The sequence below is a fragment of the Ignavibacteriota bacterium genome, assembly GCA_016707525.1.
Classification (GTDB): Bacteria; Bacteroidota; Ignavibacteria; order UBA10030; family UBA6906; genus JAGDMK01.
In genome coordinates, this window is record JADJHP010000003.1 from 317,386 (window position 1) to 338,704 (window position 21,319).

The 21,319-nt window shown below is 61.1% G+C and carries 17 protein-coding genes; 11 read left to right on the forward strand and 6 right to left on the reverse strand.

Annotation, left to right across the window (positions count from 1 at the left end; all coding sequences use genetic code 11):
• Positions 1–132 precede the first annotated feature (132 nt).
• Together IPI01_07460 and IPI01_07465 are read left to right on the forward strand one after the other, a co-directional pair.
• Positions 133–1,254: a hypothetical protein gene (locus IPI01_07460; protein MBK7257628.1), complete on the forward strand. Its 1,122-nt coding sequence runs from the start codon at positions 133–135 to the stop codon at positions 1,252–1,254.
• Positions 1,251–2,633, forward strand: a complete 1,383-nt coding sequence (locus IPI01_07465; GenBank protein ID MBK7257629.1) for a hypothetical protein — start codon at positions 1,251–1,253, stop codon at positions 2,631–2,633. Before IPI01_07460 ends, IPI01_07465 begins: the two co-directional genes overlap by 4 nt.
• Before the next feature lie 79 nt (positions 2,634–2,712).
• Here IPI01_07465 and IPI01_07470 read toward each other — a convergent pair whose 3' ends face one another.
• Positions 2,713–4,203, reverse strand: a complete 1,491-nt coding sequence (locus tag IPI01_07470) for a DUF4139 domain-containing protein (GenBank protein MBK7257630.1) — start codon at positions 4,201–4,203, stop codon at positions 2,713–2,715.
• A 100-nt stretch (positions 4,204–4,303) separates the two neighbouring features.
• Here IPI01_07470 and IPI01_07475 point away from each other — a divergent pair, with 100 nt between their 5' ends.
• Positions 4,304–4,888, forward strand: coding sequence for a sigma-70 family RNA polymerase sigma factor (locus tag IPI01_07475; GenBank protein ID MBK7257631.1), 585 nt, complete (start codon positions 4,304–4,306; stop codon positions 4,886–4,888).
• Positions 4,875–5,876, forward strand: a complete 1,002-nt coding sequence (locus tag IPI01_07480) for a hypothetical protein (protein ID MBK7257632.1) — start codon at positions 4,875–4,877, stop codon at positions 5,874–5,876. The genes IPI01_07475 and IPI01_07480 overlap by 14 nt, the downstream gene beginning before the upstream one ends.
• A gap of 131 nt (positions 5,877–6,007) precedes the next feature.
• Here IPI01_07480 and IPI01_07485 read toward each other — a convergent pair whose 3' ends face one another.
• Positions 6,008–7,108 carry an SGNH/GDSL hydrolase family protein gene (locus tag IPI01_07485; GenBank protein MBK7257633.1) on the reverse strand — a complete coding sequence of 367 codons (1,101 nt, stop codon included), beginning with the start codon at positions 7,106–7,108 and terminating at the stop codon, positions 6,008–6,010.
• 470 nt (positions 7,109–7,578) lie between these two features.
• Between IPI01_07485 and IPI01_07490 the strand changes: the two genes are divergently transcribed.
• From IPI01_07490 to IPI01_07500, 3 genes are all read left to right on the forward strand, one after another.
• A complete protein-coding gene (locus IPI01_07490; GenBank protein MBK7257634.1) occupies positions 7,579–8,304 on the forward strand; it encodes a hypothetical protein in 726 nt (241 codons plus the stop codon).
• Positions 8,305–8,340: 36 nt separating this feature from the next.
• Positions 8,341–10,863, forward strand: coding sequence for a sodium-translocating pyrophosphatase (locus tag IPI01_07495; protein MBK7257635.1), 2,523 nt, complete (start codon positions 8,341–8,343; stop codon positions 10,861–10,863).
• 75 nt (positions 10,864–10,938) lie between these two features.
• Positions 10,939–11,727 carry a hypothetical protein gene (locus tag IPI01_07500; GenBank protein ID MBK7257636.1) on the forward strand — a complete coding sequence of 263 codons (789 nt, stop codon included), beginning with the start codon at positions 10,939–10,941 and terminating at the stop codon, positions 11,725–11,727.
• A gap of 88 nt (positions 11,728–11,815) precedes the next feature.
• On the opposite strand, the gene IPI01_07505 is transcribed toward IPI01_07500, so the two are convergent.
• Together IPI01_07505 and IPI01_07510 are read right to left on the reverse strand one after the other, a co-directional pair.
• Complete coding sequence (locus IPI01_07505; GenBank protein ID MBK7257637.1) at positions 11,816–14,986, reverse strand: TonB-dependent receptor; 3,171 nt, start codon at positions 14,984–14,986, stop codon at positions 11,816–11,818.
• 170 nt (positions 14,987–15,156) lie between these two features.
• Complete coding sequence (locus IPI01_07510) at positions 15,157–15,714, reverse strand: redoxin domain-containing protein (GenBank protein MBK7257638.1); 558 nt, start codon at positions 15,712–15,714, stop codon at positions 15,157–15,159.
• A 169-nt stretch (positions 15,715–15,883) separates the two neighbouring features.
• Between IPI01_07510 and IPI01_07515 the strand changes: the two genes are divergently transcribed.
• From IPI01_07515 to IPI01_07525, 3 genes are all read left to right on the forward strand, one after another.
• Positions 15,884–16,075, forward strand: coding sequence for a hypothetical protein (locus tag IPI01_07515; protein ID MBK7257639.1), 192 nt, complete (start codon positions 15,884–15,886; stop codon positions 16,073–16,075).
• Between the two features lie 72 nt (positions 16,076–16,147).
• A complete protein-coding gene (locus tag IPI01_07520) occupies positions 16,148–16,498 on the forward strand; it encodes a thioredoxin (protein MBK7257640.1) in 351 nt (116 codons plus the stop codon).
• 14 nt (positions 16,499–16,512) lie between these two features.
• On the forward strand, positions 16,513–17,466 hold the full coding sequence (locus tag IPI01_07525; protein MBK7257641.1) for an FAD-dependent oxidoreductase: 954 nt from the start codon (positions 16,513–16,515) through the stop codon (positions 17,464–17,466).
• Positions 17,467–17,659: 193 nt separating this feature from the next.
• Here IPI01_07525 and IPI01_07530 read toward each other — a convergent pair whose 3' ends face one another.
• Together IPI01_07530 and rhaT are read right to left on the reverse strand one after the other, a co-directional pair.
• Positions 17,660–18,346 carry an SGNH/GDSL hydrolase family protein gene (locus tag IPI01_07530; protein ID MBK7257642.1) on the reverse strand — a complete coding sequence of 229 codons (687 nt, stop codon included), beginning with the start codon at positions 18,344–18,346 and terminating at the stop codon, positions 17,660–17,662.
• 92 nt (positions 18,347–18,438) lie between these two features.
• A complete protein-coding gene (gene rhaT, locus IPI01_07535) occupies positions 18,439–19,524 on the reverse strand; it encodes an L-rhamnose/proton symporter RhaT (protein MBK7257643.1) in 1,086 nt (361 codons plus the stop codon).
• A gap of 257 nt (positions 19,525–19,781) precedes the next feature.
• Here rhaT and IPI01_07540 point away from each other — a divergent pair, with 257 nt between their 5' ends.
• Positions 19,782–21,269: a C69 family dipeptidase gene (locus IPI01_07540; GenBank protein MBK7257644.1), complete on the forward strand. Its 1,488-nt coding sequence runs from the start codon at positions 19,782–19,784 to the stop codon at positions 21,267–21,269.
• The last annotated feature ends 50 nt before the right edge of the window (positions 21,270–21,319 follow it).

Consider the following 21,319-nt stretch of genomic DNA (forward strand, 5'->3'; position numbering starts at 1 on the left):
CATCCCATGCACTCCTGCCTGTTTTTCCAGTCCATCCGGGAACTCCGGGGGCGATTCCCGAGTAGCTTGCGGATGTTACCCGAGTCAACTCCATGGCATGCCCTTTGTACCCTGTGACGCAGGACAAAGACCATGGAACGTAAGGGTTCACCACATACGATGTACCTGAAGCTGGCGGACAAGTGCGTGCGGGAAGGAAACCTCGCCGGGGCACTCGGGCTGATCCAGAAGGCTCGTGCAGAGAATCCGGACAACCGTTACGCGGAAGCGTATGAGGAACGGGTCAAGGCGCTGATGCCGCCCGATGCTGGCCAGGGACCGGCAGCACCGCTTCCTGAAACGAGGGACGCAATGCCATCGGCGCCACCGGCAGAGCCGGCGATGCCCCTCGCTGAAATCGTTGGCCTCCTGAGCAAGGCGTACGACGCCCTCTCGAACAGCGATTTCAGCGGGGCGCTTGCGATCCTCGGCGAAGCACGTCAGCTCGATCCGACGAACGGTGACATCACTGCGCTTGAAGAGCAGATCAGCGCGGCGGTCAGCGCCCCCTCAACCCCTGCCGGGACCGGCACACACTACGCCGTTGTCCGCTCGACGATCCAGGCCTACTGCGAGGAAGCATGCGACCTGGCAGCACACGGCGAATTCATGGAAGCGATGCAACTCGTGGCACGGGGCTTCGTTCTCGATCCCGCTGACCGCGACCTCCTCGAATGCGAACGCCTGATCAACTACAGCAGGCTGCTGTCGGATATGCAGCAGACGGCCGTGGATGCCGCTGCCCACCGCATCGAGCAGGACAAGCTGGCCGAAGACGCGCTCCTCGGACGGCTCGCACACCATCTCGCGCGCGGGCGCGAACTGATGACAGCGGCGGCATTCGATGAGGCGCTGACGGAGATCGCACTCGGACAGTTGATCGACCCTACCGCGCAGTCACTGCACGCACTCGAGGAAGAGATCTGGAAGCGGAAGAATGCATCGGCACGCGAGCAGGCCGATCCGCGCACGAACGCCGAGACGGCACGGCTGATCCGGCTGCAGATCCTGGCAGCAGAAGAGTTTTCACGAAGCGGTGATTTCACGCGCGCCCTGGACGGACTTGCAAAAGCCTACGTCCTTGACCCGACGAACACGGACCTCAAGCGGGCGGAGATCAAGATCCGTCAGCAGGAGCTCCGGCACCACCAGCAGTCGGCGAATACGCCCCTGAAACTGATCTATCACTACGACAAAGTGGCGAACGGAGAATGAGCAGCGGAGCGACATCATCCCAGCAGGGCCTGGCAGCCGAGCAGGTCTATGAGATCCAGGCGATGGCAGAAGGCGGCCAATTCGCCGATGCCCTGATCCGGCTGCGGAAGATCAAGGCACACTATCCCCAGACAACCTTCTTTGTCGCACTTGAGAAGCAGCTCGAGCGATTGCTCGTCCTTCCTCGCGACACCGACCCGAGCGAAGCACAGAAGAAAGAACTGCTCGACTCGTTGCCCGGATTGATCCAGGGTGCGGTGCAGGCGGTCCGCTCCGGCGTACCCGCGAAGCCCGTTCCCCCGCCCCCCGCACCACCGCGTCCGGCACCGGACCGCGTGGATCGCGAGGCCGCGCGCACGCAATTGAAGGAGCAGTACTTCCAGCACGCCGACGAATATCTGAAGAAGGGTGCCTACGGCAGCGCGCTCGTGGAGATCCGCCGGGTGAAGATCATCGCGCCGGACGACAAGACCGCACTCGAATACGAACGGACCATCCGCCAGCTCGTGGAACTGCAGCAGAGGGCCGGGATCGCCGGGGCCGCCGAAGAGGCCGCAGCACCGCCGGTTCCCGCCCCGCGCGTTGAGGAACGTATCATCGAGGTCACTGCCTCCGACACTGCCTGGGTTGCAGCGCCATCGATCCCGGCACCGCCGGCGCACGCGTCCGCACTGTCCGCAGCCACCGGGGAAACATGCGGGGTCCTTGAAACGGCCGGCGCCGCCCGCGAACACAAGGGTGGAAAGAAATGGTGGCTGTTCGCCGTCTTGCTTGCCGCTCTGGTGGGAGGCACGGGGCTGGTGACGATCCTCTCCGCGGCGGATGAGAGCGCGCCGTCACTACAGGTTGAGGCACAGCAGTCATCACCGGAGGATCCTCAGCACCAGGCATCGGTGGAAGCATCGCCGGCTACCGGGGACGCGGAGACAGCGTCCACCCCGCTCCAGGAAGCAAGCACCATGGTGGCGCCGGAGGCGCAGGGGCCTGAGCCGGTACAGGAGAGTGTCTCCGTCCCGGCCGTTCAACCACAGTCTGTCACCGCATCGAAGACCGTGGAAGCACCGGTGCAGACCGCTGCAGCCGTGGCCGGGCAGCAGCCCACCGTGGAACCGGTGATCGCAGATCGTGACCCGCGTATCGTGGAACTCGTTCAGCCCGTGTTCACAAGCGAACAGCAGAGCATGCCGTCAGGCGACGTGGTCGTCATGGTGCAGATCGGGCTGGATGGCAAACCTGCAAAGACCATGATCGCAAAGTCCACCAACCCGGCATTCAATCAGCCCATTGTGACGGCGGTGCTTCGTTCCACGTTCTCCCCCGGCACGACCGCTTCCGCACCGGCGGTCAAGTGGTTGACGATACCGTTCAGAGTGAACTGAGCGGCGAAGATCGCGGAGCCAATGAAAAAGGGAAGAAGGAACACTCCTTCTTCCCTTTGTTGTATCCCCTTCGACCGTATTACCAGGTGTAGCGCACCGTGTACCGCACCACCTTCTCTCCATCTTTTCCGAGCTTCACCGGAAAGCGGAGTGTGGACTGGTCGACCTTTTCCCATTCGTTGCTGGCACTCACCACTTCCCATTGGCTCCAGCGCCACGGGTGTTCGTAGACCTGGACCTCGACCGGCTCATTCTTATGGTTGCGGATCTTGATCTCGAAGGTCTCCTCCACGACATGGCCGCTGGCGATCGTCTTGAAGTCCTTCTGTGAGCGCTCACCGACGATGTCGAACGCGTTGCCAAGGTACAACCGGATCTCCTCGTCCTTCGGCGTGTGATCGATCCGGTCCTCGCCGATGAACTGCTCCTTGCCATCCGCATCGCGCTTGTACACCCGCACCTTCCCTTTCGGCAGAGGGATGCCGAGTCCGCCCTTCTCCTCATTCTTGATGGTCATGTACACGCCGACCTTCGGATTCGAAGACTGTCCGAAGCTTCCCTGCGACCGGTACGAATAGTTGTTGTACCAGTACCGCCACTGGTCGCCCAGCCCGTCGTAAATGAACATTTTGCGGGAGGGGACATTCTTCGCCGCGATGAGTTCCACCTGCTTCGTCTCATTGTCGCGGATGTCGGTCTTCCGCTGCAATGTGTAGAGCTTGTACTCGAACAACTCGGTCTGCTGGAACTGAGGCGCGGCGTCGGCAACTTCGGCCATCATCGTCTTCTGCGCCCGCACTCTCCCCGCGAACTCCTCCTGCACAACGTTCACGTCGCCCGCAACCAGCTTCAGCCCGGCATTCAGAAAGGATGTGCCGGAATTGTTGGTCAACGTCACCCAGCCGGTGATGTCCACCCTGGTATCCTCCGCGTTCAGCAGGGCCACATAGTCGCTGGACCAGCTCAGGCCGCCTGCCAGGTAGCTGATCTCGGCACGGTGTGCGCCTTCGCGCGTGTTGGATACCAGCCATTCCAATTGCGGGCGAATGATGAGGCCTTCGGGCAGACTGGGCAGGACGAGCCGGCCGGCAGGATTGACCTCGATCTTTCCGTTGATCTCCGCGACCATTCCGCTCATCATGGACTGTCCGCTGTAGCCGGTGGACAGTAGCCGTCCGGTGACAGTATACTCCTTGTTGGTCTCGGGGTTCACGCGGACGAACTCGATCTCCTTTCCGAGGTAGCGTTCGAGCAGTCTCGACTGGTGCACCAGGTCATACTGGTAGTTCTGCTCCAGCACCCGTACCGCTGCGGCATCCGTCAGGCTGAGGAAGTGCAGTGAGGTCCCATCGATCGTGGTGGGGATCTGCGGCAGCACCGCCCGGCTCAGGCCACGTACGAGGGTCAGGGTGCGCTCTTCACGGATAAGGGAGAGGTTCTGGTTGTAGATCGTGAGATCGACGGAGGTCCGGTCCCCGGCCGTGGTGGTCCGCAGGGGCTGGGCGGCCCCCGGGAGTACAGCAAGGATGAAGGCCGCGACGACAGTGATACTGCGGACGGCAGTGCGCATGGTGTTTTCTCCTCTGGTTCTGGTTGATACCATCCGGTGAACTTCGTATGTTGTGCCGTTCACCTTACACCCGTTCATGACATTCACCAGTGAAAGGTAAATGAGGCCGCCGCTCGTATTCTTGAACTCCGATGCCAGGATCCTGGAGGGCATCCGTAGCGGCGACGAATCGGCGCTGGAGGCCCTGTATGCGGCCAACCGGCGCACTATTACGGCACTGGTGATGCGTAATAACGGAAGTCAAGACGATGCCGCCGACGTCCTCCAGGACGCCCTGGTCATCCTGTGGGAACGTGTCAGAGCCGGGCGCTATGAGCATACCGCCGCCATCGGCACATTTCTCTTTGCCACAGCCCGGAACCTCTGGCTCCGACGTCTGGCGCGCGCCCGGCGGGAATCACCCGCCGATATCCGGGAATTCGATGTCCCGCATGACGATCCGTCGCCGCAGGAAGCGCTCGAAGAAGAAGAGGACCTGACCATTGTCCACGCTGCCCTCGATGCACTGGGCGACCCCTGTCGGGCACTGCTCGTCCTCTTCTATTGGGAAGATGCCTCAATGGAAGAGGTCGCCCGTACACTCGGATTTGCCAACGCGGCCACAGCCAAATCAAAGAAGTATCAATGCAAAGAGCAACTGAAACGTTTGATGCGCTCGACACGGGACGGCCATGAGCAACGCTGAGCAGGCCCACATTTCCCCTGAGCAGCTCGAGGAAGCCGCATGCGGCCGCCTCCCTGCCCACAGCCTCGCGGCCGTCGAAGCTCACTGCGCCGTGTGCTCACCGTGTCGCACCGCCTACGATCAGGAACTTCTCATCGTGCGTGGAACCCGCTCGTGGGCACGCGCCGCACTGAAGGCCCGGATCGCGTCGCGGGTTGCGCAGGGGCAGAGGGTGCAGGTCCCGTGGACGCGCATTCTAGCCGCTGCTGCGGTCCTCCTGGTGATCGCGGGGACCGGGATCTACTACCAGTGGCTCCGCATGCCGCCGGCTTCCTCCATCAGCGACACCGCCGGAACAGCGGCCACCGGTACGCTCCCTGCACCGGGTACGGACCCCGTCTCACAGGAATTCGCGGAAGCAAAGACACCCCGGACGGTCCCGCCTCCCGCGGTCAAGAAGGAAGCGGTCCAGGAAGAACACACTGACATCCGGACAAAACGGGAAAGCGAGTCGCTTGCCCTGGCCCCGGCTCCGGCAGAAGCCACGCCAGCCGTCGAAATGATGGCGGACCATGCAGCAGGGGCGATGCAGAAGAGCACCGGGGAAGCACTCATCATGTGGGGCAACATCCTCCCGCTTGAGGGCGAAGCGAAAGCGAAGGCCGGACGGGCCCGGGACGTTTCAACCGACGATGCAAGAATGGAGGCGCGCGGCGCGCAGATGCAGGGGGCCAGGACTTCGAATACATACAGCCACGCCCGGTACATCGTGGATCAGGAGGTCATTCTGCCGATGTATCGCCGCGATGCAGGGTCGCAGCCCGGACAGGTACCGTCACGGATCACACGCACCGGGGACACCCTCCACATTGTGCTGCTGCTGGATTCACGTTTGCCCGATGACGTCATCCGCTCTGCCACCGTGCATGCATTCCCTCCGGACTCGATACAGATCCACCTTCCCGGCAAGGTACTCGGATTCCGAACGCCGGCGGGATTCATTCGGTAGGCCGGACCGGGCATGTGCACGGGCGCAGCATGCTGCGCCCCTACGAACGATCCCACGAACGCGGATCCTGGAGGCAGGCGATCATCCGGGCATCAGCACGTAGGGACCTCTCATTGAAGCGATGAGAAGGATCATTCCCCCCGCAGCGCGCGCCGCAGGATGACCTCATAGGCATCCGCGTACCTCATCATCCCCAGGTCCGTCGGATGCGACCCGTCCACCGTCCCTTCTCCATCGGACCCGAGCAGATCGTCACTCTTGAGATAGTACAGCGCTGGCATGCCTTCCTTCTGCAGCTTCTCGAAGATCGCACGCAATGCGGCATGGGACTCGTCATGGGCCGAACGACGTTCGGGTAGCGCAAAGGCATTGGGGAAAATGCGCCCTTCCACCAGGATGATCGGCGTTTTCGGGCGGACCGCACGGAGCTTCCGCACGAAGGGCTCCACGCGTTCCCGGACCTGTGCGGGCTTCATGTTCGGCAGACAATCGAGTGCGTAGACCGTCGCGTCGAGTTCGCCCAGGAGATCGGCCAGTTCGGGTTCCATCCAACCATTCCCGCTGAACCCGAGATTGATCGTCGGCTGATCCAATCGCCTGCCGAGGATCGCCGTGATCGCCATGCCGGGCCGGGAGGCGCATGCGCCCTGCATGATGGAGGTTCCGTAGAATACGATCGATTTGCCGGTCCCGGCCGCGATCGGCTCGAACCGGGAACCATGCGGAACACCGAGGGCGAGAGAGTCGACCCCATTATAGAGAGGCAGATACAGACGGTATGTCCTGATCCCGGGTGACATCTGCTTGATGAGTGGCGCTCGCACGATGCGATCCTCAGGCAGCACGGTACCGACCCAACGCCACTCTCCTGTTTCGGTCGTCACATAGAGGTCTGCCCCGCTCACACCTGTGGCTGCCATATGCGGTTTGGCCAGGGCTGGCCGCAGCAGGCTGTACCTCACCTGTATCTCCTGTGCATCGGTCCGGAACTGCACACTCATCCCTGCGCTCTGACGGGAGAGATCCCATACCGGTCGGCGCACGACGTTCTCGGCATGGGCGGGCAGACGGTCATAGGCACGCTTCACATCGGTCCAGCCGCGCCCTTCGATGCTCCAGGCGGGCGGCTCATACCACGTGAGCGAGTCGGGACTGTTCTCTGCCGCGAAGATCGGTCCAACCAGCACTGCGAGCAAACAGAGGATCCGGGAGAGGTGGGAGGTCAGATTCATGCGAGAGGCTCTTTCGGTTCGGGGTTCGGAGCGGATCAGGGGCACACGGAACTCTTCGGCGAGAGTCAATTCGTGGACGCATCATGATACTGATTCGCGGGGGAACTATCAATTTCCGGAAGGAGCGCCCGCACCCTCCGGAAAGCGTCGTCACCAGGCTTCCTTGTGCGTGGTCCCCGCACGTTCTCCGACCCGGGAGCTTGCGGGGCTGGAAGTGCTTCCTGATTTCTGAAGAATACTGGAGTGCATTGGGGAAAAAGGAGGAGCTGTAACTGTACAGCCGGACCTGAGAACCCAAAAAATCCATTCATGTACCGGTAACGTGGACGAATTCTGATGTTTTTTTTGTATATTTCTGATCGGAGGGACGGGTAGAGGGGTGGGATGAATTGATTGATTGAATGAGCAACCAGAAAGTGACTCCCATGAACATTCACTTTTATATGTTATGTTACAGATTCGAAGCCCTCGTGGCTTCCCATCTGGAACCTATCGAATTCGGTCGCTATATGGCAATGGGTGACCAGAAGCACACACGGGGCAACGTGCTGTTCTTCGAGATCGATCCCAAGCTGAAGAGCGACTACTTCAAACTCGACGATATCGCCAAGCGGTGTGCACCGCATGAGGATGGCACTCCGAAGCGCTCGAAGTACATCAGCGTGTACCGGGTGCTGGAGCACCTCCCGCTGACCGCGATCGAGAAATTGTATCTCGTCACGGCCGACGGACGGGTGATGTACCTGAGTGAATCGCAGCAGCCGGAAGAGGAGAAGCAGGGTGATGCCCATCTTTTCCAGGAGCTGAGTCCTCTCTCCCCGCTCGTCGCCTCAGCGCTCAATCCGGCAAAGTTCTGCAAGTTCATCACCGATCCGGCCAGCGCCATCCATGTTCCCCGCATTTTCTTCGCTGACCTGCTCGTGGACAAGGATGAGGCCGGTCACCTTGCAGGCTATCTGCCGTATCCGGACCCGATGCACATTTCCGACTGCCTCAAGGATGTTGCGAAGGGGCTGACCAAGACGACAAAGACTGTTTCACGCAATCCGGTGCTGCGCGGCTTCTTCCGGACGATCAATCGCGGCTTCTACCTCGGCGACAACACCGGAGTGAAGTTCTTCCGGTTCCCCGAGCGCCGCGTTCTCGAAGTGGAATATGCCAAGTGGTGGCGCTCCGCTTCCGAGAGCCTTTCCTGACATCCCATCTGACACGAACCTGACATCTGAGATCATATGACGATCAAATCGATTTCTCAATTCTTCAGGCGTCGCTCGACCAAAACGGCCTTCCTCGTTGTGATGGCCGTCGCGTTCGCCGGCGCCTACTTCATTCAACCCCAGGCGGTGACTTCCGCCGAGACCGGGTCACACTCATTCAGTGCATTCTCACTCTTCTCGAATCCGAAGTACACGGAGATGGAGGTCGTGAGTCTCCTTTCCGTTCTCGGTATCGCGGTGGGTGGACTCCTCTACGCCCTGCTCCTCAGCCGGCAGGTCCTGGCGGCCGACAAGGGCACGCAGAAGATGCAGGATGTCGCGAACGCCGTCCGCAAGGGCGCGAATGCCTATCTCGCTGCGCAGTTCAAGCAGATCGGGCCGCTCATCATCATCATTTCCGCCCTGCTGTACTTCACGTACTCCGGCAGTGAAGAAGCCTTCCGGTGGGGACGGGCAATGGCATTCCTCGTGGGCGCGATCTTCAGCTGGACCGTCGGCTTCGTGGGCATGCGTCTTGCGACCACGGGAAACCTGCGCGTCGCCGCGGCCGCAACGCGTTCGTACGGCGAAGCCATGCAGCTCGGCTACCGGACCGGGACGGTCACCGGCATGCTGACGGACGGCCTCGGCCTCCTTGGCGGCACGATGATCTTCCTCATCTTCGGTGAATCGGCCTACGAAGCGCTGCTCGGCTTCGGTTTCGGTGGAACGCTCATCGCCCTCTTCATGCGCGTTGGCGGCGGTATCTACACGAAAGCGGCAGACGTCGGGGCCGACCTCGTGGGCAAGATCGAGAAGGACATTCCGGAAGATGATCCGCGGAATGCCGCCACGATCGCTGACAACGTCGGTGACAATGTCGGCGATTGCGCCGGCATGGCATCGGATATCTTTGAATCCTACGAGGTCACCATCGTCGCAGCCATGATCCTCGGTATGGCAACGTTCGGACACAAAGGCGTGATCTTCCCGCTCCTCGTCCGCGGTATCGGCGTGCTGGGTTCCATCATCAGCACGTATACCGTGAAGGCAGGGGCCGACGACAGTTCGGACACCGCGCTGCGCAGCGTGCATCGTGGGTTCTGGATCGGTTCGGCGATCAGCGTCATCGGGTTCTTCGCTCTCGGGTTCTTCTACCTGAACTTCGATGCAACGTATCTCGCAACCAATCCCACGGCCCTCGCCGGCTTCCCGGGCGGGGATCCGTCAGCGTTGAGCTTCTTCCAGAACTTCGGCTTCCCGGGACTCGATCTGCGTCCGGCACTGACCTGTCTCATCGGTGTGTTCCTCGCGGTCGCACTGAATAAGGTCACGAGCTACTACACGCACACCGGTCACAAGCCCGTGCAGGACCTTGCCCGTGCATGTCAGACCGGCCATGCAACGAACATCATCCAGGGTTTTGCGCTGGGCTATGAGAGTGCCGTTGCGGCTGTGCTGGTCATCGCGATCTCGATCCTCCTGTCGGTGCTGGTCTATGCGGGCGCACCGCCATTGTTCGTGGCCTATGGCGTGGCCATGACCGGTATCGGCATGCTGACCCTCACCGGCAATACGATCTCCATGGACGTCTTTGGTCCCGTGGCCGACAACGCCAACGGCATCGGCGAAATGGGCTACGATCCGCATCAGATGGAGCAGGAAAAACCGGGCAACTATCATCGCGCCCGCCAGATCCTCGCGGACCTCGATGCGGTCGGGAACACGACGAAGGCAGAGACCAAGGGTATCGCGATCGGGTCTGCGGTCATCGCTGCCGTGTCCCTGTTCTCCAGCTTCATCGCCGTGATCGCTGTCGGCAGTGAAGAGAACATCCATCTGATGACACTCGCCCAGTATGCGGAACACGCCGGCCGGTTGACGTTTGCCGACCCGAATGTGTTCATCGGCATGCTCATCGGCGGCTCCGTGCCGTTCCTGTTCAGCGGCATGCTCATCCGTGCCGTCGGACGCGCTGCCTACTTCATCGTCAAGGAATGCCGTATCCAGTTCCGCGATCCGGAGATCTGGGCGGGCACGAAGGAGCCGGATTACGGCCGCGTCGTCAACATCTGTACTGCGACGGCCCAGAAAGAGCTCATCGGCCCGGCCATCCTCGCGATCATGACGCCGCTGATGGTAGGCTTCCTCCTCGGGCCGTACGCCCTGGGTGGGTTCCTTGCCGGCATGATCCTCGTCGGCCAGCTGCTCGCCGTGTTCATGTCCAATGCCGGTGGCGCATGGGACAATGCCAAGAAGATGATCGAGGACGGTATCTATGGCGGCAAGGGTTCCGAGGCCCACAAAGCGGCGATCACCGGCGATACGGTCGGCGATCCGCTCAAGGACACGGCAGGCCCGGCGATCAATCCGCTCATCAAGGTGATGAACATGGTCAGCCTTCTTGCACTTGGACTCGTTTTGCAGTACAATGTCATCAGCCCCTCTGTCAGCGGCGCGATCGGGACCGGGATCCTTGTGGTCGTGGTCTGCATCGTGGCCATCGCCTGGGCGATCTGGCAAAGCGGCAGGGAAACGCTGTCACTCGACGAGCTGTAACCCCGCACGGAACTAGCAACGAACGGGGCGCGCGGTGCGCCCCGTTCACTCTCCTGTCAATCCTGAGGTGACGGTATGGCCGAGTACAACAAGCATCTGTACATGGTGGTCTTTCCGATCAATGCGCTGGTGGCATCACAGCTCGCCCCGGATCAGTTCGCGGAACACTATACCATCGGCAGCTCGAAGCATTTTCGCGGCAAGGTGATCTTCGCTGAGATCGATATCAACTACCGCGATCCCTACTTCAAGATCGACCATTACCTCGGCCTGACGGTTCCCCATGAGGACGGCACACCGAAGCGGACGAAATTCGTCAAGTCGTACGGCGTCATCGAGCACATCGACTTCAAGGCGTTGAAGGACCTGTACCTGGTGCTGCCGAACGGCAAATGCCTGCCGCTGAAGCAGCAACCGTACACCGCGGTGAACGAACCCGGCCTCGTGCGTGTGTATCAGGGTATCACGCCGCTGACGGCCATGGTCGCATCCACACTCGACCAGCGGTCGTTCGCCAAGTACCTTACGCAGTCCGAGTCCAAGGGCGCCCCGGCCTTCTGTTTCACACAGTATGAGTTCAACGTCGAGGAGTTCCTGAAGCAGAACGCGAACCGGGAGATGATGCATTCACCGTTCCCCGATACGAATCCGCGCCGGCTGTACGAGTACATCATGGAGCTCAGGGGCCATCCCGAGAAGCAGACAAAGACCGTGAGTCTGAACTCCGCCTTCGGCGAGACCTCCTTCTCGCTCATTCGCCACGGGTTCTGGTTCGCAACGAAGGGCGAGACGTTGTTCTTCCCCATGCCGTCTCAGGAGCAACTGAACAACGAATACTACTACTGGTGGAAGCACGTGGTCTAGTACGTGCACTTCACAGGTCAAGACCCAGAACGGCCCCGCTGCAAGGCGGGGCCGTTCGTTTGTTATGCCACTGTTTCTCCCCTCACCCCTAGAATGAGAGCCTGACCCCCAGCCGGAGCCGCCAGCGCGAAAGAAGCGGCTCGGCAACGAACGGCGTCGTCCGCGGTGCCCACCGGAACCATGGACGCCCACGGGAATCCCGTGTCCAGAACCGCAGGATCGGTACGACCTGATACGGCACCGTTTGCACCTGTCCCCATGAAGGATCGAGAAGGTTCATCACGTTCAGCAGTTCCGCACTGACCTCGAGCGTATTCCCCCCGGTCATCGGCAGGGTGTGCGCACAACGCAGATCAAGCAGATGGGTCCACGGCGTACGGGCCCCGTTGCGCTCGGCGATCTGGCGGCGGTGCATGGAGAGATAGGGATCGTGCGCGATGAAGCTGAACAGTTCATTGTACCCCGGATCCGTAGGGATCGTTAACCCACCGTCCTCATTCACCAGCAGGATCTCCGTGGAGGTGCCTGGAATGTAGAACAGGTCATTGAAGGACTCACCATCCCCATTCAGGTCACCATCGTAGACGTAGGAGTAGGGAATGCCGGATGCTCCCGTGTACACCATCCCCAGCGTCGTCGCATGCCCGCCCCCCCAGTCGTGTTTCACTGCTACCGCGGCGGCAAGACGATGCGTTCGGTCGAAGGACGAATAGTTCAGCCGTGGGGTATTCGGTTCCGCAGCGGGATTGTACCGCCACTGGTCATACGCGTTGTCCCAGGCTCCACTATTCAGATCCCTCGTGTCGGCATAGGTGTACGCCAGACTGGCGAAGACCCCATCAGGGCCCGGCCGGCGCTGGAGCTGCATCGTGAGGAACGTGGACGTCCCCTCCGTCGCATTCGTCATCAACATCACATCGGTGAATCTCCCATCATTGCGGGAATACTGCCAACGTCCGATGGGGAACGCCCATCCATAGACGGCCCTGGGATCCCCGCCCCGTTCGGCATCCATCGTGCCGGTTTGCGCCAGATTCAGGTTCTTGAAGACCACGCCGTTGATCGTCCGCGAGAATACCCCTTCCACCGACAAGCGCAGATTCCACGGCAGGTCTTGATCAAACGCGAGGGTCCATCGGAGTTCCTGAGGAAGGACGAAGTCGCTTGCGGCAACGACAACTTCCGACGTAGCAGAGAGGTTCGTGTCGGTCATGGGCGTCGGCTGACGGGCCGGATCGGCGACGAATGCCGGCACGCGCTCCGAGCGTTTGACATGGCCGTATTCCAGCCCCGTGCCTTCATACAGATTGCCGAACCACGCGTATGGGATCCGTCCGGTGAACAGTCCGATCCCCCCACGAAGCCTGACCGTCCGGTCCTCTTTCGGGTACACGGAAAGGCCGACCCGCGGCGAGATCATCGCCCGCATGGCCGGCAACGTCGAGGTTGATAGTGAATATCCCAGTGGAAGGAATGCCTCCCGTACCGCAGCATTCTCCCGTGGCCGGTCGAGAAGGAACGGCAGGTCCACCCGGACCCCGGCAGAGAGCGACACCTGGGAGGACGGTCGCCACTCATCCTGCAGGAAAGCACTGATCTGACCGATGCGCCACGCCACGCCGTCGGGAGACGTCCCTTCGAGAGGGTACCGGTATTCATATCCGCTCGGGGCCCCTCTGGAGAGGTCGTTCAATGTTGCGAAGGTGTAGCTTCCCCATCGGGCCGAGAGCTGCCGGTTCGTGATCCAGTTCAACTCTCCATGCAACCCGATCGTCCACAGATGCGCGCCGGAGGTGATCGAGACCGCGTCCCTGACCTCGACATGATCCTGTGCGACATCCTTCCCGCGGCCGCCCACCTCACTACCGGCGGTCAGGTGGTTCCACCATCCCCGGGTGTCCGTCACGACCACATCCACGAACGGAGATCCATCGCCTGTCGGGGTCACGGAGAAACGACGTGACGTATACCCTGCGAGCAGCTCATTCGACACGCGGGAATTCCACACGCTGTTCACTTCCAGTGTGAGCGAATGCGTCACCGCCCACGTCCGTGCAAGGGCTCCGCTGGCGAACACCGTCGTCCCCGGAGGTGGCGTGTCGCCCCTTGTCACGAGCGAGTTCACGCGCACACTGAATTGGTGCTGGGGTGTCAGGGCCAGGTCGATCCGGCCGAAGATCGTCATCATCTTCTGTCCGAGCGTTACGATGTCCATCCGACCGGGGTCGTACCCCGAGCGTTTCAGAGTGGACACGAACTGCGCGGCCGCGCCGGCGGGAAAACTGTACACCGACCCCCGCGTCGATGGTGCGCCGAATCGCCGTTCGATAGGAAGACGCTGCTCGGCGACTTCGGCAGAGAGGAAATAGAACGCCTTGGACGGGACCACGGCCCCGCCGACGTTGAATCCGGCCCGTCCATCGAAGTATCCACGGAGATCATGCCTGCCATCGTCCGGATTCGGGCCACGCGCCCATCCACCTGCCCCCTGCGCGAACGCCGACCACGTCCGGGTATTCGAGCCGCTGCGGCTGACCGCAGCGATCGAGGCACCGGTGAACCCGCCCCTGCGGACATCAAAAGGGGAAAAATCCACACGAACCTCCTCCAGTGCCTGGACTCCTACAGGGCTGATCTGCATTCCACCGGGGAGGTTTTCTGCACGCTGGAGGCCGAAGGGGTCGGCAACACTGATGCCGTCAAGGGATACATCATTGTAGACCGCATTCACGCCGAGTGCGCTGGACCCGACCATATACGGCGACAGGCGCAGGGCATCTTCGATCGATGCAGAGGGAAGCGGCAAGGCTGCCATCTGTTCTCTGCCGATCTGCGAAGACACGCCCTGGGTCTGGGTCGTCAGGGAACCCTCGCGTGTGCCGGTGACCACGACCTCGTCTCCGGGGAGCGTGACCTGGTCGAGGACCACGGACACTCTGACCTCTTCCAGGAGCCTCAGGTAGATGCCGGTCCTGCGTTGCGTGCCGTAGCCAATGTGCGAAACCTTCAGTTCGTATGGCCCCCCGACCCTCAAGCCCGGGATATGAAAGTGGCCTTCGATATTGGCTGCAGAGCGGTGAACATCCGATGTTGGGACATGCAGGATCTCGACGTACGCTTGCGGGATCGGGGATCCGTCCCGGGCCAGGACCGATCCTTGAATGGACGCCGAAGAAGTAGATTGCGCCACGAGCGGTGCGCGGAGAGGCGCACCAAGCAGGAGCATGACGATGATGTGGAAACGGATCGGTCCTCTCACCCCTCGCAGAGAATTCAGGAACTGGAAGGACAGAAGTTGATGGGTGCAAGAAAAGGAATCGGTCGAAGCGGGCATGGCCAGGATGCTTCCGGGAGAGTACGGAGGAGATTCGGTCCCCTCCGTAATGTACGCCGGCTCCCGGACAAACTCAACACTGTGGCGGGGATAACTCAGAGAAGCGGAGTGATCGCCGCTACGAACGTCTCACGCGGTCGGAACCCTTCGAATCGCTCGACGATCTTCCCCTTCCTGTCGATGATGAAGGTCGTGGGGATACCTTCGATGCCGCCGTATTGTGCGGTGATCGCGTCATTGCCCATGAGGACCGGATAGTTCATGCCGTTGGCCCGCACGAAGGCCTGCACCTTCGGCAGTTCGTCGAGTGCAATGCCCACGACTTGCACGCCCCGTGCGCCATATTCATTCTGGATGCTGATGAAATCCGGGATCTCCTTCCGGCACGGCGGGCACCACGTCGCCCAGAAATCCAGGACGACAACCTTCCCCTTGAGATCGGCGAGCGACACATTCTTCCCGGAGAGATCCTTCAGGGTGAATGCCGGAGCCGTCCCGGATGCCGCCGAGGGGGGAAGCGCAGGGACAGGAGATGCAGCCTCTACGGTGCCGCTATTCTGCAGGACATAGTATCCTGCGGCCACAGCGACAAGGGTAATGGCGATCCAGACGAAGACAGTGGTTGTCCGTTTCACGGGGGCACGTCGCGACATAGCTCACCTTATGGTCATGGAAGATACAACCTATAGGATGCACCCCGGGAGAAGAAAGGGTCAGATTCCCGTACCTAAGGCGGATGGGTCTGTGGAAGGGCCTGGGGATGCCGCCCCTTTTCCCCAACTGGCTGCATCTTATACACATCCACCCCCCACAAGGAGATCCATGGACGACCTTTCACTCCCCACCATCCTCGGATGGCTCTGGCTCATTGCGCCGGTGCTCGTCGGCGCTGCCGGAGGTTTTCTCTATTATAAGGTGATCGGCTGCCGGAGCGGCGCATGCCCGATCACCAGTAACCCCTGGGCAAGCACGATCTACGGCGCTGTCATCGGAGCGATGTTCGTCGGCCGCTGAGAGGCAGGAGTTCGGCCTGACCCTCCCGGGGCATCGCATGCATCACATGGACACAACAATCGAGGAATGATCATGCTGGACACCAATCTTCAACATCTGAACACTGCCGCAGAACTGACCGAAGCCATCAGCAAGAACGAGAACGTCATGGTGTGCTGCGGCCGCATGGGACCCATGTGCATCCCGGTGTATGGCGTCATGGAAGAGCTCGAAGGCGATTACAAACACGTGGCATTCCGTGACTTCCCCTTCGATAGTCCGGAAGCGGCCATCATCCGCAACCTTCCCGAATGCAGCTCCTTCCGCGGCCTCCCCTTCACCGTGTACTACAAGAACGGCAAGGTGGTGAAGGCAACAAGCAGCATCCAATCCAAGGACCAGGTGACCGGGATCCTGAACTCCGTCTTCACCGCGAAGGCATGATGGCTATGACCACCATGCACTATGATGCGATCGTGCTCGGCGGAGGCCCTGCGGGCCTCACCGCGGGGATCTACCTGTCGCGCGCCAGGCTGAAGACCCTCATTCTGAATGAGGGCACGGCCGGCGGACAGATGGTGCTCACCCATGAGGTCGCGAACTACCCCGGCGTCGAGAGTACGAGCGGCCATCAGCTCGGACAGATCATGAAGAAGCAGGCGATGCACTTCGGGTGCACCGTCCGGTCGAACGTGTCGGTTACCCGGCTGGCGCTGGAAGGCGAGACGAAGACCGTGGAGGTCAACGGCAAAGAATTGTTCACCGCACCCGTCGTCATCCTTGCACCGGGAGGCAGGTCACGTATGCTCGGCGTGCCGGGTGAGATGGACCTTCGCGGCAAGGGGATCTCCTACTGCGCGACATGCGATGGGGACTTCTTCCAGGATAGGAACATCCTTGTGGTGGGTGGAGGCAACTCCGCGCTGGAGGAGGCGGTCTCACTGACGAAGTATGCGTCGTCGGTCACGATCATCCATCAGTTCGATCATTTCCAGGCATCGCGCTATGCCGTAGAAGAAGCGCAGCGGAACCCGAAGATCTCGTTCATCATGGAGTCGACGATCGCTGCATTCAAGGGGGGTGAAGCGGTGGAGGGGGTCACCCTGCGTCACATACCGACGGGAGAGACGCGCGAGGTGGCGATCGACGGTGTGTTCATCTTCATTGGCTACGTCCCCAACACGGAATCCCTGAAGGGTGTCGTTGCATTGACACCCGCGGGCGAGATCCAGGTCGGTTCCCAGCTCGAAACGAACATCCCCGGCGTATTCGCTGCCGGCGATGCGGTCACAAAACGCTTCCGTCAGATCACGACCGCCGTGGCGGACGGTACGGTGGCCGCCCTTGCGGCGATTGAGTACCATCACACCATGAGTGAACACCTCGCCCCCGAAGAGCACTCCTTGGCCTGACGACCTTCCCCGGCATGCCGCGTGCGCCGTCGCACGGACACGCAGCACATGGAGGCCCAACAAATCAGCGCGCGCGAGGCCTCAGACCCAGGAACGAGAGGTCGGCGAGGAGGACCCGCCGGGGGATGGCGGGTTTGAACGGCGTATCACTCATCAGCACCGGATCGCCTGCACGACACGTGTGTTCAACCGCCTACCGCGCATCCAGCACGCGCAGCATCTCTGCCGCGACGAATGCATTCCCTGCCGGATTCAGATGCACACGGTCCGTGGTGAGGATGCCCTTCTCCTGATCACCCGGATTGTTCCCGGCGATATGGTCCATGAAGGCCTTCCGGAGATCACACAGCGTGGATCCGGTCTCTCCTGCCACGCGCCGGGCGATGGCGCTGTACTCCTCCAGCATCGCATCCTCGGGGTTCGCACCGGCCTTCCGTTCTCCGATCACGCTCGGCGTGCAGAGGATCACCTTCGCTCCCACACCCTGGATCTTCGCGATCACGTTCCGGAGGCCAGCCTCGAACTCTTCCTTCGTCGAGCCCTTCGCATCCGGGATGCCGATGGTCCAATGCCACACATCGTTGATCCCGACGTACACGACCACCGTGGTCGGCTTCCGTGCGATCACATCCCGGTCGATCCTTGCCTGCAATTGCTCGACCTTGTTGCCGCTGACGCCGGCGCCGATGACCTCGGCGGCACTCCCCCGGCGCTGCAACGCTTCTTTGATGAGTGCGACGTATCCCCCGGGTGCGGCGCCCGCCTCCGTGATGGAATCTCCGAAGAAGACGATGCGCGCAGGCTGACCTGAGTCTGCGACCTTTCCGGCAGCGCAGCCGGCAAAGAGAAGTGCGATGGTGGTCACGAGTCGGACGATCATGTTGTGAGAGTTCATAGGTACCTGATCAGTGTTCGATGCACGAAGGGATCCCCCCGGATCCATACCGCTTCCACGACGCCGGAGGTTCTCTGTCATCCGACACCGAGGTAGTTGCCATAGCCAACGATGATCGTTGACAGGATGAGCGTCGCCAATCCGAGGAAGAGCGTCCGTTTGGTCGAACGGCTGCTCCCGGCCCACTCCTTCAGGGCGATCCCCCAGAGCGAGCTGAAGATGATGATGCTTGCCATATGGAGGGTCCAGCTGGAAAATTTGTAGGCGCCCATCTGCGTTTCGCCCATCGAGTAGAAGAAGAATTGCAGATACCACACCACACCCGCGAGTGCGCTGAACATGTAGTTGCGCAGCATGGGTACCCGCGCGCCGGTACCGTTGCCGTGCTCCGCGCGGAGCGTCGGACTGAAATACTGATAGCCTGTCCGGTTCTTCACATTCAGGACGACGCACCAGATGAAGTTCGTGGTGAACCCCCCGAGCAGAACGACACAGAGCTTCGGCAGCCCGGTCCAAAACACGTCCGTGCCGTGTTTCGCCGACAGGTCTGCGATCGGCGCCGCGGCGTCCAATCCGTAAGCGAAGCTCGCACTCATGATCCCGGAGAATGTCGCAACGAGGATCCCCTTCGTGAAATTGAATTCCTTGATGGTCGCGGCCTTCTGCTCGTCCGTCATCTCCCGTTCCTTGGACCGTCCCGCCAGGCCCGCGATCCCGATGCCCAGGAGGCAGACCGCAACACCGAGGAGGATGATCAGGCCCGATGTTGTTCCCAGGACCTGGCCCACGAACTCCCCGTGAAAGATCGGCGGCATGAGCGTCCCGAAGGCAGCACAGTATCCGAGTGCAACGCCCATGCCGAGCGACAGGCCGAGATAGCGCATCGACAGGCCGAAGGTCAATCCACCGACGCCCCACATGGTTCCCCAGAAGTACGCCCAGAGGAGGCTGTCCCACGGGGCCTCGCTGAGCGTCGCCAGCAACTCGTGCGTGTTGATCGCCGCCATGATCCAGGGTGCAAAGATCCAGCTGAAGACGCCACCCACAAGCCAGTAGACCTCCCAGGACCACTGTCTCACTCCCCGATAGGGAACGTAGAAGCTGCCAGCCGCGAGTCCGCCAAGCCAGTGAAAGATCACGCCGAGAATGGGGTTGGAGATCATACGGTCGATGCCTCTGTCGGTGATACGGGACGACGATGGATGTGCTCGATCGGCGAGCTGGCGCAGATGCGGTGAATGCACTGCAATATACGACCGGTGGGCACATCAATCAAGAATCCGCGCGAAAATTCTCGTCCGAACGTGTGGGGAGGAGTCGTGGAGGCGTCGATCGAGCCGGGCCCCGATCCCCTCCCCCCCTTGCAGGACACCATCATGAATGCGATATTACTCATCGTCACATAGGAGCTGCGAATCTCATGTCTGTCCACCGGCAATTCCATCTGGTCGTTCTCGTGGTGATCGTGGTGGCATCTGCCTTCCTGCCTTCGATGGCTCAGGATCGACCGGAACCACCATTCGATTGTTTCGCGCTGGTCGCAGGCAAAGGTGCTACGGCCGACGGGTCGGTCATCACCGCCCACAACGAGGACGTCAATGCTCCTGCGGTGAACCTCTACAAGGTCCCGGCCCGCACGCATGCGCCCGGGGAGCAGATCACACTACGGAAAGGGGGCACGGTTCAGCAGGCAGCATCGACGCTCGGATCACTCTGGATCAACGTCCCCGGGTGGGATGTGTGCGATAGCTATATCAACGAGCACGGCGTCGCGATCAGCTCCGACGGCTGCCCATCCCGTGAAGACAAGCCGGAACTCGTCGAAGGTGGGATCGTCTTCTGGCTGCGGCGGATCGTGGCAGATCGGGCTTTGACCGCCCGGGAGGGGGTCAGGATAGCCACCGGCCTTATCGATCGCTTCGGATATGCGTCCTCAGGCAGGAGCTATGTGATCGCGGACAGGAACGAGGCCTGGATCCTTGCGGTGGTCAACGGAAAACACTTGGTAGCGCAGCGTGTCCCCGACGATATGGTTGTGCTTATACCGAACTGCTTCACGATCCAGGAAGTGGACCTGAAGGATACGGCCAACTTCCTGGGCTCTCCGGATATCGTGGAGTATGCGATGCAGCGTGGCTGGTACGATCCGGCCAGGGACGGCGCCTTCAACTTCGCGAAGGCGTACTCGAATCCGCATTCATTGGATCATCCGGGCAATATCTACAGGCACTGGAGTGCCATCCGGCGCGTATCGGGGATCGATCTCGATCCGCGGAAGCAGCTCCCCTTTGCGGTCAGGCCGAAACACAAGCTGACGGTCCTGGATGCCGTGGCGGTCATGAGGGATCACTTTGAAGAAACACCCCGTGATTCGTCGGCCAACGGTACCGCGGGTGATCCGCACACACTGAACGATCCGACCGTGTGCGCCGATGGAACGCGGTACTGCTTCGTCGCACAACTCCGCAGCGGACTCCCGGAAGCGATCGCCCCCATCGTCTGGATCGCATTGCATATCCCGGATGTCCAGGGCTTCAGCGCATGGTATCCTTCCGTCACGTCTACCCCGGCTATCCTTCGTACAGGAGACGATGCCGCAGGATTGGCCTGGCACCTCGACACGGCATTCGTTCTCGAAAAGACGGTGGTGCCCGCAGGATTCAAGAGGTATGTCGCACTCAACGAACGTGTCAGGAAGAGCTTCACACGCAACTATCCCGTGGCGCGGAAGGCGTGGCGTGTCTTCGAATCGGATCAGTTCAGAAGCCAGGGGGCCTTTGAAACCCGACTCCTCACGAGCGCGGGACAGAATGGCATGCTCCCCGTCGACCTCATTTCCAGAAGGTGTGCCGAAGAGGCGGCAAAGGTTTACAAGAAAGCCGGCGCGATACTCAGGCAACTCCGGTGACGCACCGCCAGGCGCCGCAGAACTCCTGCGCGTGCCGTTTGATTTCCGAC